Raw genomic sequence first — 14770 nt, forward strand, 5'->3', positions numbered from 1 at the left:
AGGAGCATTCACAACGCTGCTATCGGGTCGAGGGACCAGCGTCCGTTGAGCTGTGAGTACCGTCGTCTTACCTCCTCGTACAGTTCCGGAATAGTCAGGAAGACGCAGTCCGGGTCTGCGTCGACAAGCTCCTCCGGCGAGATGATCGCGACGTTGGTTCCCGAGATCCGGCGGCCCTGCTTCCCCGGCGAGGCGTCGGCGATGGCATGAACCAGGCGCCGGTCGACGCCGGCGATGCTGAACAATGCCGGAACACGCGATGATGCTCCGTACCCGTACACCCTGCGCCCGCTACGCGCCTGAGCTTCGAGCCAGTAACGCAACCGCGCGGCGTGACTTTCGGCCACCCGCTGAAGGCGCCCCACCACAGCCGGCTCGGTGATGCCGAATTCCCGCTCGCGCCGCAGGATGTCCTGGACCCGACGGTCGGGCTCGACCGATCCGTGTACCGCGGCGACCAGAACAGTTCCGCCGTACAGGTCGAACTCCCAGGCTGTTGCGATGCTCATCCCGACCATGTCGAGCAGCTCGGTGAGAGCCAGAAGTGAATAGTAGGCGAAGTGGCCGTGCCGCAATGAATTCCACTGCCCCTTGTCGACAATGGCCAGCAGCGAATGAAACTGCAGCAGCAGCACACCGCCCGGGGCGGTCGCCTGCGCCCGCAACTGGAATGCTGCACGCTGATCCGCGTCGTGCATGATGCCGAACGAGTCGAGCACGACGTCGGCGATGTTGGAGCCGCTGACTTCGGCGAACCCGCGCTGGGCCAGCAGCGGCAGCCAGGTACCGCCGTGTGGGCTGCCGAACTCCCGGACGGTGGCCCCGCGCAACAAACCCGCCTCTGCGACACGTTTCACGGCCTGCGCCGCCTGATCCCGCAAGGCCTCCGGTTCGATACCGCGTGGCTCAGAGGTCACCGTGTCGTCGTTGCTGAGTTGGGCGAGGCCGCACGCGACGCACAAGTCCATCGCAAGCTCATGCGACGCCTCATCCGAGCTGACCGGATCGGATGCCAACGGAAAGTGATCTGCGGCCGGCACTTTCCCGACGTCGAGAACTCGACTCAGGTCGGTGCCCCCGCACCCCCGACACACGCTCATGCCGGCATTGCTCCCGCCGCATTGCTCACCAGCATGCCCGGGTTCTGCAGGCTGGGCGGGAAGACGAGCTCGCCGCCCCAGTCGTGGATGTAGCTGAGTTGTTGGCGCAGTTCGGTTTCCAGGTTCCACGGTAGACCGAGCACGACGTCTGGCCGGTCCCTGGCGATCGACTTCGGATCGCGGATCGGGATCCGGGTTCCCGGCGTGTAACGACCGTGCTTGTAGGGATTGCGGTCGACGATGTACTCCAGCAGATCGCTGCGGATTCCGCAGTAGTTGAGCAAGGTGTTGGCTTTACCCGGTGCGCCGTAGCCGACCACGCGCTTGCCTTCGCTGCGGCACTGCAACAGGAATCGAAGAAGATTCTGGCGCAGCGTCTCGGTGCGGTGGCGGAGTTCGAGGTAACCCTGGACCCGGTGCAGCCCCGCCGCCTTCTCGGAGCGCAACACCTCGACGACCCGCTCGCTGGGCGGCGCAGCGATCCGGGTCGGCTGAGCCCAGATCCGTAGAGAGCCACCATGTGTCGGCAACAGCTCGACGTCGACAGCCGTCAGGCCCGCGGTGGCCAGCGCACGACTGGCCGACAACAAGGTGTAGTACTGGAAATGCTCGTGGTAGATCGTGTCGAACTGGGCATTTCGCACCAGCGGAAGCGCATGGTGGACTTCGATACTCAACCAACCGTCGTCGGCCAGGAGCGTGCGCAGCGATCGGGTGAACCCGCGCAGGTCGGGGATGTGGGCGTAGACGTTGTTGGCCACCACCAGCGAAGCCGGGCCGTGTTCGGCCCGGACCCGCCGTGCCAGCGTCTCGTCGAGAAACTCGGTGACCGTCGGCACGCCGCGCTCGCGGGCGGTGGCACCCACGTTCACCGAAGGCTCGATACCCAGGCACGGAATGCCCGCGGCGACCACATGCTGCAGCAGGTACCCGTCGTTGCTGGCCACCTCGACCACCAGCGACTCGCTGGACAATCCCAGCCGCTTCACCGACTGCTTGACGAAGTTCTTCGCGTGGTCGACCCAGCTGTCGGAAAACGAAGAGAAATAAGCATATTCGGTGAAGGTCTCCTCCGGTGTGATCAGTGCGGGAATCTGTAACAGCAGGCACTCCTCGCACAGCCGTAGATGCAACGGGAAGGTCGGCTCCGGCAGGTCGAGCTCGTCAGGATTCAGAAACTTTTCGCAGGGCGGCGTCGCGCCGAGGTCCAAGATGCTGACCAATCGGTCGGAGTCACACAAACGGCACTTCATCGAATCCTCACTTCATCCATCGGTACGGCATCGTCATCCGCGGAAATATCTGCGGTGGAGGCGCTTTCGTTAAGGTCGGTGACGGCGGCCAGATCTGCGGCATGGCTGCGCACGCCGTTGTGGATCAGCTCGCCCAGCCCGTGCTGATAGAGCCAGAGGCTGTTCTGCTGACCGGTGAACGACGCCTCGCCCGACATGCCACCCCACGGCGTGAAGCCGCTGCCCAACCCGATTCCGAACAGGCCAGGTATCGGCCGGCCGTCGGCATCGAGCAGGCGGGCATCCGAACTCACCGCGGGCCCGGTCCGCGCCAGCGGCACCGGGTAACCGTCCTTGTCGAACACCGGAACGGTGGCCAGTCGATAACCGAACGCCGACACAATCAGGTCGGCGTCCTCGAAGAAGGTGACCAGTTCGTCCCGGGAGGTGTCCTGCAGCGACCTCAGCACGGCACGGTTGTCCGGTGCCATTCCGTCTTTGCCGTGCATGCGCCGCCACATCTGGCGGCCGTCGCCCTGCAGGCCGCCCAACCGGTGCACCCGGCCGGTGGCCTGGCAGACGTCGGACTCGGCGAAGCGGTAGGAATCGGCCTCCGCCTCGGCCCGGGAGTAGTAGGTGACCCGGGGTTCGGTGCGGTGCAGGATCTGGACGCCGCGAACTTCGAAACGCACTTCGGGCATACGCTCCAACAGAATCCACGCCGACGAGAATGCGCTGTGCGACCCTCCGACGATCAGTGCCCGCACCGGCCGGTCTTTGCTCAGCAGCAGCTGACCGACCTGCTCGGCGGCGCCGTGCTTGAGCAGTCGGTGACTCGAGATGACCTTGTGCCGCCAACGCGCGACGTCGATGCCGGTGGCCCGCTCGATACCGTCCCACGACGTGTTCGGTTGCCCGCCCAGTGCCATCACGGCGCTGGCGGCGTGGATGGTCTCGCGTTCACCGTCGGCGGTGCTGATCACCACCACGACCGAGCCGTCGGGCTGCAGGTGCAGCGCGCGGGCCGTCGCGTCGGTGTAGCCACGGCTGGTGGGGTGGCGATCGATCTGCGCGCTGATCGCGGCGTGTACGCGCCGCTCGAATCGGTCGACCAGTTCCAGCGGCGGGTGGCCGGTGCGCCACCCCTCCATCTCATGGGTGACGGGGTCGTGCCGAACCTCGGTCAGCGCCGGTTCGCAGTCCGTACCGTCCAGGCATTCCAGAAACGAGCGACCGGGCGAGTCGGCGTTGAGGGCGTACTGGCCCAGTGAGCCTCCGCCGGTGTCCCTTTCGACGACGGCAACGCCGCGATCCAGCCACGGGCCGAGCCGGCCGTTCTGCGCCGCCCAGACCAGCGGACCCGTTCCCGCCGGCCCGCCACCCAGGATCACCGTCTCGAACGCGGGCCGGCCTTCGGCGACAACCGCCCTGTTTCCGCGAAGTCGTGATGGGACCAGCTTCGTCAACCGCGAACGGAGCATCACAGTTGCCCCCTTTCAAGCCAATGGGTGTGGGATGTTCGGCGACTCGGGTTCACAGCACCGCCTCGATGGCATCGACGTAGGCGTCGGTCATGGCGCCGACGGTGTAGTGGGCGCGCATGCGTTCGTAACCGCGTCGCCCCATCGCCGGCAGCGCCGCGGGATCGGCCAGCACGGCGGCCAGCTGGTCCCGCCACGCCGACACCGTGATCGGCTCGACGACGAATCCGGCTGCGCCGAAGTCCAGCATCTCCGGGATCGCGCACACCGCCGACGCGGCGACCGGAACCCCCCGGCCCATCGCCTCGATGATCGCCATTGGGAAGGCCTCGGAACGACTTGGCACACAGAGCAAGTCAGCGTCAGCCAGCGCCGGGCCCGGACCCGCCGACCAGCCACGCCACTGCACTCGGTCGGCCAATCCCGCCGGAGTGGCGGCCTGCAAGCGCTCCCGATCGGGACCGTCACCGAAAATCGAGAGCCGCCAGGGCAAGTCGGTCAGGCCACTCAGCGCCTCGATCAGCACATGCGGGTTCTTGTGCTCGAGGATCCGCGACAGCATCACCAGGTGTGGCGGATCGCCGGCAGCCCGGACCGGCCGGGCCGGCAGCTCGGGCGACGGCACGCCGTTCGGCGCGACGAAGTGGCGGCCACGCAGTGTGTGCCGGGAGCGCATCATCTCCCAATGCCGCTGCGCCAGAACAACGAATCCGTCGGAACGGGACATCGCCGCGGCCAACGGTCGCGAGTAGATCCGCCGGTCCGGCTCGGGCGGGACGTGTGGCGCAACCAGCCAGCGACGACCATTGCCCCCCGCGCGCCACAGCGTGGCGAATCCCGTCTCGGTGTTGGTGTCGCCGCTGATGAGCACGGCGGGACCGGTGGGGATGTCGAGCGCGGGCGCCCACCACGGTTGGCGCACCACTCGAACGCCGTGCGGGATTTCTTTGATCAGCGGGCCGAATCGCTGCATGCACACCACGGTCACCGGGTAGCCGCGGCGGTGCAGTTCGCCGGCGAGCAATGCCTTTTGGCGCTCCGCGCCGCCGTACACCAGCCGGTTGGTGGTGATCACCACGGTGGGCCGGTCCGTGCGGCGCTGTGCGGCGATCGCGCCGCTCCTGATCTTTCGCCGCGAGCGCTGGATACGGTCCAAAAGCGTTGTGCCGGCGAGGTATACATCGGCCTTGTGGACGCCGTGCTGATGCTCGAGCAGCAAGGCGGCGTTGGCCCGCAACATGTCGTTGTTGCGCAGCCGCTCGATGGGCGCCACTTCCGCACCGTGTGTGGCGCCCGGCCCGTGTGCCGTGGGGTCCAGCGCGGGATTACCGTGCTCGACCGGGAGTTCGTCGGCCATCAACAGCCGCCACCCGGCCGTTCGGGCGCGGTGCTGCCAGTCGGCCTCTTCGCCGTAGAGAAAGAACTCCTCGTCGAACCCACCGATCTGCTCCCACGCCGCGCGTTTGAGCGCGATGCAGGCCCCGGCCATGTAGCCGTCGATGCTCGACGATTCGGCGGGTTTGCGCGCATAGAGGTGCGACAACGCCGTCCCCCGCAGCGCAGGGCTGTAACCGGTGGCTGCGACCAGCGCCCGGGTCAGCGTTGCGTGCCGGCTCACGTGGTCCCACGGCTGAGGGCCGCCGATCGCCTCGTCGAGCAGCATGGGCGCCACCGCCGCGACGCCGGGCTGCTGGATCAGCTCGAGGGTGCGGGTCGGCGGTCCGAGCAGTCGGGCATCGGGGTTGAGCAGCAACAGATCCGAGCCGGCCGGGGTGTGCTCGACGAGAGCGTTGAGGGCGGCCGCGTAACCGATGTTGACCGGCCCGAACACCCAGTGCACGTCGGGGTGACGCGCGGCCAACTCCTCGCGGCCGGGGTAGTCGGCTCCGCTGTTCTCGTACACGTAGACCGGCAATGCAGGCATGTGCTGGTCCAGGCTGGCGAAACACTGCTCGAGCAGGTCGTGACTCTTGTAGGTGACGATCACCACCACCAAGGGGGGCCCGGACCGCGGCGGGGGCACACCGCGGTCCGGGAGCTTCAGGTAGGCCCGGTCGGCTACGCGTGTCATGCGATCACCTTCTTACGACGAAGTGTCGCCAGGCTCGACCAGTCCACCGGACCGATCGCCAGGTTGACCGCCAGATACACGATCGCCGCGGCGCCCAGGACGAAAATCACGTGCTGCCCCGAAAGCGCAAGCGCTACAACGACACTGATTGCGACAGGGATCAGCAACCGGAGCATGAACGATGTCGGCGTCCGGTAACCACAGGTGCGGTGCAGCCACCAGCTGGCCAGCACGAAGCCGAACAACTCGGTGCAGACCAGCGAGAAAGCCGCGCCCACTGCGCCGAATCGGCTGTCCAGCAACAGGTTCAGCGTGACGTTGAATGCGAGCGAGACGACGAAGGACTGGAAGAAGAAGCGCTGCTGATGGCAGGCGAACAGCCCCTGGCCGAGGGTCCCGGTGACGAACCGGAGTGCGACCGCGACGAACAGCAACGCCAGGGTCGGGGTTCCGCGACTCACGTAATCCTGATCGCCGAACAACTTGATCAGCGGGCCCGCCAGTAGCGCACCGACGACGGCAACCGGGACCGCCAGGAAGCTCATCAGTTCGACGCTCCGACGCAAGAAGCCGGCGAAGGCGCTGACGTCGCGGGAGAACAGCGAGGTGGCTGTGGACAGGGTCGACTTGAGGAAGAACACCGACAGTGCCTCGGTGTTGAACGCCACGGTGTAGGCCAAGCCGTACACGCCCACCTCGGCGTGGGTGCTGACCAACGAGACGATCACTCCGTCGGCGCGCCAGTAGAGCACCCCGATCACCATCACGCCCAGCAGCGGCAGGCTCTCACGGAGCAGGTCGGCGGCTTCCCGCGGCACGAACGCCGGCCGCAGTGTGACGTGGCGCCCGGCCGCGATGCCCTGGATCAGCAACTGCAACGCGGGCGGGATCAGTTGTGCGACGGCGAACCAGATGACGCCCTGGCGGGTGGTGACCAGCCAGGCGACCGCACCGAGAGTGGCCAGCCGGCTCGCGACGTCGGATAGCGCCACCGCAGAGAAACGCACGGTGGTCTGGAAGATGGGTTCGAAACGCGTTGTGAGCGTGAGCATCAGCAGCTGACCCGACAACACGACGAGCATGATGCGCACGTCGGCATCGCGGTAGACGAGTAGTCCGGCGGCGGCGGCCAGCGCAGCGAGCGGGACACAGTAGACCAGCGACAGCGCACTGTTGACCCGGACCAGGCGCTCCAGCTCGCCGCGGCCGGACGTCACCCGGCGCACGACGACCGTGCCGGTGCCCAGGTCCGCGAGGCTGGTCCACATGCCGATGAAGGCGACGGCGATGGTGAGCTGTCCGTAGCGGCCCGGGCCCAGGTAGCGGGCCGTCATCGCGACCGAGAACACCGACGCGAGCATGCCCAGTACCCGGCAGACCAGTTGTACCGACACCGCGTGCGCGATGCGGGTGTGCGGGATCGCTGAATCTTCCACGGAAGCCTGCACTTCCGCGGCTGTGGTTTCGGTCATCAATACGCCCCGTCGCGAGCCAGGACCGCCTTGATCGTCTTCGCGATGATCAGGGCATCACTGGTCATCGACCAGTTGTCGACATAGGACAGGTCCAGGCGCACCGACTCGTCCCACGACAGATCCGAGCGGCCACTGACCTGCCACAGCCCGGTCACCCCCGGCTTGACCAGCATCCGCCGTTTGACGTCGCCGTCGTACTTGGCGACCTCGCGTTGCAGCGGCGGCCGCGGGCCGACCACGCTCATGTCCTGGGTCAGCACGTTCAGGAACTGTGGCAGCTCGTCGATGCTGAACCGGCGCAGCACCTTCCCCACCTTTGTCACCCGCGGGTCTTCGCGGATCTTGAACAGCATTCCGCCGGTGCTCTCGTTGAGCGTGAGCAGCTTGTCGATCTGCTGATCGGCGCCGTCGACCATGGTGCGGAACTTGAACATCCTGAACGGCTTGCCGTCGAGTCCGATCCGCTCGGACGGATAGAAGACCGGGCCCTTGCTGGTGAGCTTGATGGCGATAGCCGCGGTGATGAGCAGTGGCGAGGTGCCGATCAGGGCGGCCAGCGCGAAGCAGAAGTCGAATGCGCGTTTCTGGAATCGCTTGGCTTCCTTGTATTGCGGCTTCTCGACGTGCAGTAGCGGGAAACCCGCCACCGGCCGCAGCGCCAGCCTGCCCTCGGCGACGTCCATCACGCCCGGCGCCATCACCAGGTCGACGTCCATCGTCTCCAGACGCCACATCAGCTGCCGGACGCCCTGAACCCCGAATCGCTCGGTACCGGTCAGCGCCACCGTGTCCGCGCCGCAATGCCCGATCGCGGCCACCGCGTGCGCATCGTCGCCGAGAATCGGGACGTCCCGACCGTTGATCACCAGCTTCTTGCCGCGGGACGGCCCGTATCCCGGGATACCGCACCCGACAACGACATAGCCGTCGCCGGCGTTGCGGGTCAGTTCCTCGGCCAGATGGGTGACGGCCTTGCGGTCGCCGATCGCCAGCACCCTGGTCTGAAACTTGCCGAGCGCTCGCCGGCGGGCGATGTGGCGGCGCCACCAGACCCGGCTCACCAGCAGGGTGAAAGTCCCCACCGGCAGGGCCACCGCCAGATAGCCGCGGGCCAGGAAGATCTTCGCGAGAAGCGTAGCCATCGCGATGATTCCGAACGTCCAGAACGACGCACTGATGATCCGCCGGTACTCCTCGAGCCCACCGCCGATGATCCGAATCGAGCGGGCATTGAACATGGCGATCGACGTCAGCCAGAGCAGGGCGAACCCGATCGAGAACATGGTCATCACCGGGCCCGGGTAGCCGGACACCTTCGGGGAGTCCCCGAACCGGGCCAGCTGCGCGAGGGCGACTGCGGCACAGACGATCACGGTGTCGGTGATCCGCAGCCGGGTCGAGTACCAGTGCAACCAACGTCGCGCCGGCTCGGTGTTCTGGGTCGGCGGCGGTGGCGGAACGACCGGCGGTTGGCCGACGCGAGCGGTGGTCGACCTCGAGACCGGGCTCGACACTGAGGACGTCATCATTGCTCGAGCCCCCCGTAGGCCACGCCCGGGTAGCAGATCAGCTGCGCACGCACAGCCCGCAGCAGGGCGCCGGGGCCCTGCAGTAGATAGCGCCGCGCCAGCCGCCGGGGTTCACGGCTCAACCGGTACAGCCATTCCAGGCCGGCCCGCTGCATCCAAGCCGGCGCCCGCAGTTGCCCGCCGGCCAAGAAGTCGATGGCGCCGCCACTGGGCAGGAAGATCCGTGCGCCGGTCGCTGCCCCGTGCCGGTCGATCCATTGCTCCTGACGCGGTTTACCGAGGCTGACGACGAGAATGTCGGTACGGGCCGCGAGGATATCGGCTTCCAAAACCTCAGAGCCCGTTTCGATCTCAGCTGCGTCCGGCGACCACATTCCCGAGACCGCCAATCCCGGATGGGTTTCGGCCAACCGCTGGGTCAGCCGCCGGTGCGTCTCGGGGCTGCCGCCGAAAAAGCCGACCCGGCTGCCGGTCGCTTCGGCCAACGCGAGCACCTCGGGCAACAGGTCGGCGCCGGTGATGCGGGGCCAGCTTCGGGCCGTCAGGATTCGGCCCCGCCAGGCGATCGGCATGCCGTCGGCGAGCAGTAGCCATTCCAATTGCCCGACGGGTGCCGCGCTGACGGTCCGGAAGTGGTGAAGGTGATCGAGGTTCACCGAGCCGACGGCCAGGCCGATCGCCGAACCCGAACGCAACCGCGCATCGATGATCGACAGCACCTCATCGGTGTCGCGCCGCTCGACGATGCTGCCGCTGACCACCATTCGTACCGCCACCGCCGACGCGGTCATGACGCCGCCCGGGCCTGCGGATTGCGCAGCGTTCCCGTCAACTGGTTGACCGATCGCAGTAGTGGCCAGTTGGCGTCCTTGTCGGAGATGACCGTGACCGGCAGTGGCCAGTCGATGGCGAATTCCGGCTCATCCCAGCGGAATCCCTGCCCGGCGTCAGCCTGATACGGACCGCTCATCTGATAGAAGACCTCGGTGTTGTCGGCGAGGGTCTGGAAGCCGTGGGCCACGAACGGCGGCAGAAACAGTGCCCGCCGGTTGTCGGCGCTCAGCTGCACCATGACGTGCTTGCCGTAGGTCGGCGATCCCGGGCGCACATCGACGGCGACGTCGGCGATGGCACCGCGGGTGCAGCGGACCAACTTGGCCTCGGCGTGCGGCGGCACTTGACGATGCAGTCCACGCAGCGTGCCGCGGGAGTAGTTGTAGGAGATGCTGGTCTGCACGACACCGGTGAGCAGTCCGAACTCTTCGAATTCCTCGGCGCAAAAGGTGCGGGTGAAGAAGCCGCGGTCGTCGCGGTGCGGCTCGACGTCGACGATCATCACGCCGTCGACGTCGGTCGGGGTGTACTTCACCGGAGCTCTCCGTTCCAGAACAGCCGCTCGTCCACCTGCCCGGACTTCAGCAGGTACTGAATTTGCTTGAGCCGGGTGTGCCCGCGACCGTGGAAGGTCTCGGGATCCATCGCGATGCTGTCGAACACCCGGTGCAGCTGAGCGGCCCCCGCCGCGACGTCCCACACGGCACGAAAGTCCGGGAACACTTCGCGAATCTTCCCGAAGGCCACCCGGTAGCTACGGTTGTCGGCGCTGGGTGGGCCGAAAGACAGCTCGCAGCCGGGGAATTCGGCGCTCACCGTCTCGGCGATCTCACGCACCGTGCGATTGTTCTCGTCGCTCCCGACGTTGACGACCAACCGGTGCACTGATTCGCGGTCGGCCCGCAGTGCGCACCGGATCGCCTGGGCGATGTCCAGCGCGTGCACCAGCGGACGCCACGGCGTACCGTCGCTGGTCATCGCGATCTCGTGTTCCGTCCACGCCAGCCCGGCCAGGTTGTTCAGCACGATGTCGAATCGCATCCGCGGCGAGGCCCCGAATGCCGTCGCGTTGCGCATGAAGGACGGCGAGAAGTCGTCGTCGGCCATCGCACCGACATCCCGCTCGACCAGGGCTTTGCACTTGGCGTACGGGGTGAGCGGGTTCACCGGGCTGGTCTCGTCGACGGTGCCGTCGGCGATGCCGTAGACGCTGCACGACGACATGTAGATGAAGCGGCTGACGCCGGCGCGCTTGGCACATTCCGCCAAATGCACACTGCCGTGGTGGTTTACCTGGTAGGTCACGTCACCGATCAGGTCGCCGATCGGGTCGTTGCTGAGCTCGGCCATGTGCACGATCGCGTCGAAGCCGCGCAGGTCGTCGGCTGTGACATCGCGGATGTCGCGGACCAGCGTGACCGGGGTGACCCGGTCCGGTGCGCCGGCCAACTGACCTCGGCACAGCCAACCGGTCTTGTAGTAGCCGGTGTCGAGACCGACCACGTCGTGACCGTCCTCGATCAACACCGGGGCGAGCAAACAACCCAGGTAACCTTCGATGCCGGTAACCAGCACTCGCACTGTTCTCGTCCTCCGTCGTCGTGGTCGGCGCTAGTTGACCGAAAAATTGGAATCGGGATCCAGGACCGCTTTTTCGATCGTGAAACCCTCGGCATAGCGGGAACGGCACTGCACCCCGCGCACCCGCATCAAGCCGAGGAAGGCCTCGTCGTCGAACCAGCCGCGGCCGGCCTGAGACGGGTAGCAGTCGGCGAGCAGCCGCGTCTTGTGGTTCGCCGCGTCCTCCGAGATCGGAAGGTAAAGGGTCGGATTCGGCAGATCCGACTCCCACTTCAAAATCTCGTAGCCCAGCACCAGGTGGTCGCGGAACTCGGTCGGAATCAGCTCGGCGAGCAGCCGGTGGTCCTGGTGATAGTCGGCGCGCTGCGGGCCAAGGACCATGTCCGGTTCGCACGTGCGGCGGAAGTCCGCCAGCGTCTGCTTCGCCGTTCCCCAATTGTCGGGAAGACGGCCATCGGGGAGGTCGGCCACCGTCAACCGGATATCCGCGGTCGGGCACAACGCAGCGAACGCGTTCTTCTCCTCGACCTCACGGACGGTGCCACCACCGGTCATCACCAGCGCGTGAATCACCAGATTAGGTTTGTCGCGGGCGATTTCGATGAGCGTCGCACCGGCTCCGATGACGATGTCGTCACAGTGGGCACCGATGACGGCCACCGAGTTGAGGTTGACAGGCGACAGCGACATCATGCGGACTTCTCCACCGGGGCGTCGTTGTTCCACACCATCCAGGGATGAATTCCCTTGTAGTAGTTGGCGTCCAGCTCGGCACGCTCCTTGAAGGTGTCCGCCGGCCGCCAGAATCCGTCGTGCTGGTAGCCGATCAACTTGCCGGTGCCGGTCAGCGCCATACAGGCATCGGCGACCAGGTCGCCGTTCTCCGGAATGAGGTCGATGACGTCTTGCTTGAGCACGAAGTAGCCACCGTTGATCCAGATCGGGAATCGCTCGATCGGCGCGATGTCCTTGATGTCACCCTGCTGGGTGATGTCGACGCAGTGAAACGACGACTTCGGCGGCACGACCAACATCGACGCGGTGGCGCCGGTGGAGGTCGTGCGCTCGACGATGTGGTCGAGCGGTGCGTCGGTCAGCACGTCGGCGTAGTTGGCCAGGAAGTATTCGTCGTCGCCGAGGTATTTGCGGACCCGCCGCAACCGCTCACCGATCGGCGACTCCAGCCCGGTGTCGACGAAAGTGATTGTCCAGTCGTCGATGTCGGAGTCGAAGAGCTCGACGTTCCCCGACTTCATGACGAAGTCGTTGGACTCGACCTCGCGGTAGTTGAGGAAGAAGTCTTTGATCTTCGCTCCGCCGTAACCCAGGCAGAGGATGAACTCCGTGTGGCCGTAGTGGGCGAAGTACCGCATCACATGCCAGACCAGCGGGCGCGGCCCCACCATCTGGAGCGGCTTGGGTACGACATCGTCTTCCGCGGTGCGCATACGCATGCCGTAACCACCGCAGAACAGGACAACCTTCATCTTGTCGACCCTTTCCCCGAGCCGGCTCACACAAACCGACCTTCACTATTAAAGGCAGTATACATACTTTTAGGATGGTGTGAAGCTCATATCAAACTCTTTGCTTTTCATCACACTTTTGGTCTCTCCGCCCCCAGTACCGGGAAGCGAACGCCCGGGAAACACCGCCACACGCCCCAGTTGGGGGTTAGCTCAGCAAATTGCAACGGACCGCGAGACCCGCTCAGCGCCCAACAGGCTGGACGGTCGCGGTGGGGCTCACCGGCGAGGCGCCCGAGCGCTGACCGCCGCTCTCGAAACGGCGTTTGAGCCTCAGCAGCGGGGTCTCGAAAAACCGGAAGCTCAGGTAGGCGGCCAGGATCACCGCGCACAGCGTGCCGGCGAAAAGCAGCGGTCCATGGTCGAGATGTGCGGCTCGGCGCACCCCGTTCGCACAGAGCATGTGCAGTAGGTACACGCCGTAGCTGATCACTCCGACGAATACCAGCGGCCGCCAGCGCAGCAGCGGGTGCAACGACGTCCGTCCGACCAGGCACGAGCTGACCACGACCATGACCATCAGACATTGGGTAGCCTGCTGCGGTGCGTCCAGCGCCACCGCGGCGATCAGCGCCAGCGCCGTGACCGGAGCCGACCAGACCCGACCGAGGACCGTCGCCAGCGCCGCGAACCCACGAGGCGTGCTCGCCGTCAGCGCCGCTACCGACGCCAGCAGGATGGGCAACGACAGGCTGGCCGGAATGCGGCCCGGCAGCGCCCGTGCATCGCTCAGGTGTCCGAAGCCCTGCGAAATCGCCACCAGCACAGCCAGACCCGTCACCGGCACCCAGACCCTGCGACGCCCTAGCACGAGCGCCCCGACGAGCAACGGCGGCCACAGCAGATAGAACTGCTCTTCGGTCGCCAGCGACCAGGCGAAGTAGAACGTCACCGAGTTGGCGTGAGCGAGGTCGACGAACCAGTTCGACGTAAAGGTCAGGAACGCGGGCAGATGTTCGAAGAACTGTCTGCCGTCCGGTTGGTCACGGCGGGTAGCCGCGACCAGCAGGACGTAGAGCAGCAAGGTCGCGTAGTAGAGCGGGAGGATTCGGAGGGCACGCCGGGCGTAGAACTTTCGCAGGGAGATCCGCTGCGTCGACTGGTACTCGCGAATCAGCAGGGTGGTGATCAGGAAGCCGCTGATGGCGAAGAAGAAGTCCACGCCCAGATAGCCCTTGGTCAGAAACGACGCACCCGTGGTGCCCGAAGTGTGGTGCCACACGACGGCGATGACGCTGAGCGCGCGCAGGCCGTCCAGCGCGTCGAACCGGGTCATCGCCTGGAAGTGGTCGAAATCTGCCCGGACGAACGACGCCGTCATGCAACTTCTCGCGGCGGATGAATTCGCCCAGTCAGCAAACTACGAGAGTATGCTGGCCGCAGTGTCGGCGCAGTCGGGCCGAGCGCGACTCCGACCGCCGAAGCACGCACCGCTCGATCTCCCTGGGCTCCGCGCCCTACGCTTCGCGCACGTCGTTCGCTCCTTGCCGCCGCCCTCATCTCCGTCCAAATCATACTTTTAGAATCAAATACGGCAATGATCAGACTCTATGTTTTGTGCGGTCAGGCCCAGCTGGAGCCGACGGCGGCGTCGGTGCTCGACATGTTGTTGCCGGCGGTCTGCACCTTCTGGCCGTGGCTGTTGGCCTGCTCGTAGATCACCTGGAAGTTACGTCCCAACGAGGTGATGAACTCCTGGCAGGCCACCGAACCCGAACCGCCCCAGAAGTCACCGGCAGCCAGCACATCGCGAACGATGGCCTGGTGCTCGGCCTCCAGGGAAGCGGCCTGAGCGCGGATCAGCGCGCCATGGGCATCGACGTCACCGAACTGGTAATTGATCGACATAGTTGTTCTCCCAAACCTTTTCGAGTGATGACCGGGCTAGCTGGACAGGATCTGCTGCGAGGCCTGCTCTTGGCTCTCGTAGTTGTTGGCGTC

13 protein-coding genes are annotated in these 14770 nt (G+C 66.0%); all 13 read right to left on the reverse strand.

Annotation, left to right across the window (positions count from 1 at the left end; genetic code table 11):
• Window positions 1-8 precede the first annotated feature (8 nt).
• Complete coding sequence (locus tag CYU59_RS03575; RefSeq protein WP_292975971.1) at window positions 9-1100, reverse strand: transferase; 1092 nt, start codon at window positions 1098-1100, stop codon at window positions 9-11.
• Window positions 1097-2353, reverse strand: coding sequence for a class I SAM-dependent methyltransferase (locus CYU59_RS03580; protein WP_292975973.1), 1257 nt, complete (start codon window positions 2351-2353; stop codon window positions 1097-1099). Before CYU59_RS03580 ends, CYU59_RS03575 begins: the two co-directional genes overlap by 4 nt.
• Window positions 2350-3816, reverse strand: a complete 1467-nt coding sequence (locus tag CYU59_RS03585) for a hypothetical protein (RefSeq protein ID WP_363113810.1) — start codon at window positions 3814-3816, stop codon at window positions 2350-2352. The genes CYU59_RS03580 and CYU59_RS03585 overlap by 4 nt, the downstream gene beginning before the upstream one ends.
• Window positions 3817-3865: 49 nt before the next feature.
• The gene (locus tag CYU59_RS03590; protein ID WP_292975975.1) at window positions 3866-5884 is read right to left on the reverse strand and encodes a glycosyltransferase; all 2019 of its coding nucleotides are present in this window, start codon (window positions 5882-5884) and stop codon (window positions 3866-3868) included.
• Window positions 5881-7356 (reverse strand): flippase, encoded by a 1476-nt coding sequence (locus CYU59_RS03595; protein WP_292975977.1) that lies wholly within the window; start codon window positions 7354-7356, stop codon window positions 5881-5883. Before CYU59_RS03595 ends, CYU59_RS03590 begins: the two co-directional genes overlap by 4 nt.
• Window positions 7356-8888, reverse strand: coding sequence for a sugar transferase (locus CYU59_RS03600; RefSeq protein WP_292975979.1), 1533 nt, complete (start codon window positions 8886-8888; stop codon window positions 7356-7358). The genes CYU59_RS03595 and CYU59_RS03600 overlap by 1 nt, the downstream gene beginning before the upstream one ends.
• Window positions 8885-9679, reverse strand: a complete 795-nt coding sequence (locus CYU59_RS03605; RefSeq protein WP_292975981.1) for a WecB/TagA/CpsF family glycosyltransferase — start codon at window positions 9677-9679, stop codon at window positions 8885-8887. Before CYU59_RS03605 ends, CYU59_RS03600 begins: the two co-directional genes overlap by 4 nt.
• Window positions 9676-10257: a dTDP-4-dehydrorhamnose 3,5-epimerase gene (gene rfbC, locus CYU59_RS03610; protein WP_292975983.1), complete on the reverse strand. Its 582-nt coding sequence runs from the start codon at window positions 10255-10257 to the stop codon at window positions 9676-9678. The genes CYU59_RS03605 and rfbC overlap by 4 nt, the downstream gene beginning before the upstream one ends.
• On the reverse strand, window positions 10254-11303 hold the full coding sequence (locus tag CYU59_RS03615; protein WP_292975985.1) for an NAD-dependent epimerase/dehydratase: 1050 nt from the start codon (window positions 11301-11303) through the stop codon (window positions 10254-10256). Before CYU59_RS03615 ends, rfbC begins: the two co-directional genes overlap by 4 nt.
• A gap of 30 nt (window positions 11304-11333) precedes the next feature.
• Complete coding sequence (locus CYU59_RS03620; protein ID WP_292975987.1) at window positions 11334-11996, reverse strand: PIG-L family deacetylase; 663 nt, start codon at window positions 11994-11996, stop codon at window positions 11334-11336.
• Window positions 11993-12790, reverse strand: coding sequence for a glucose-1-phosphate cytidylyltransferase (locus CYU59_RS03625; protein WP_292976005.1), 798 nt, complete (start codon window positions 12788-12790; stop codon window positions 11993-11995). The genes CYU59_RS03620 and CYU59_RS03625 overlap by 4 nt, the downstream gene beginning before the upstream one ends.
• A 223-nt stretch (window positions 12791-13013) precedes the next feature.
• Entirely contained in the window at window positions 13014-14150 is a 1137-nt protein-coding gene (locus CYU59_RS03630) for an acyltransferase (protein ID WP_292975990.1), read from the reverse strand.
• Window positions 14151-14392: 242 nt separating this feature from the next.
• A complete protein-coding gene (locus tag CYU59_RS03635; RefSeq protein ID WP_292975992.1) occupies window positions 14393-14677 on the reverse strand; it encodes a WXG100 family type VII secretion target in 285 nt (94 codons plus the stop codon).
• Window positions 14678-14770: the final 93 nt, after the last annotated feature.

It is taken from the genome of Mycobacterium sp. (assembly GCF_002863225.1).
Taxonomy (GTDB): Bacteria; Actinomycetota; Actinomycetes; order Mycobacteriales; family Mycobacteriaceae; genus Mycobacterium.

What these genes read in the sequence shown, in the direction of transcription:
- CYU59_RS03575 (WP_292975971.1), bottom strand. Translation starts at nt 1,100, where the DNA reads ATGAGCGTGTGTCGGGGGTGCGGGGGCACCGACCTGAGTCGAGTTCTC.
- CYU59_RS03580 (WP_292975973.1), bottom strand. Translation starts at nt 2,353, where the DNA reads ATGAAGTGCCGTTTGTGTGACTCCGACCGATTGGTCAGCATCTTGGAC.
- CYU59_RS03590 (WP_292975975.1), bottom strand. Translation starts at nt 5,884, where the DNA reads ATGACACGCGTAGCCGACCGGGCCTACCTGAAGCTCCCGGACCGCGGT.
- CYU59_RS03595 (WP_292975977.1), bottom strand. Translation starts at nt 7,356, where the DNA reads ATGACCGAAACCACAGCCGCGGAAGTGCAGGCTTCCGTGGAAGATTCA.
- CYU59_RS03600 (WP_292975979.1), bottom strand. Translation starts at nt 8,888, where the DNA reads ATGATGACGTCCTCAGTGTCGAGCCCGGTCTCGAGGTCGACCACCGCT.
- CYU59_RS03605 (WP_292975981.1), bottom strand. Translation starts at nt 9,679, where the DNA reads ATGACCGCGTCGGCGGTGGCGGTACGAATGGTGGTCAGCGGCAGCATC.
- CYU59_RS03620 (WP_292975987.1), bottom strand. Translation starts at nt 11,996, where the DNA reads ATGATGTCGCTGTCGCCTGTCAACCTCAACTCGGTGGCCGTCATCGGT.
- CYU59_RS03625 (WP_292976005.1), bottom strand. Translation starts at nt 12,790, where the DNA reads ATGAAGGTTGTCCTGTTCTGCGGTGGTTACGGCATGCGTATGCGCACC.
- CYU59_RS03630 (WP_292975990.1), bottom strand. Translation starts at nt 14,150, where the DNA reads ATGACGGCGTCGTTCGTCCGGGCAGATTTCGACCACTTCCAGGCGATG.
- CYU59_RS03635 (WP_292975992.1), bottom strand. Translation starts at nt 14,677, where the DNA reads ATGTCGATCAATTACCAGTTCGGTGACGTCGATGCCCATGGCGCGCTG.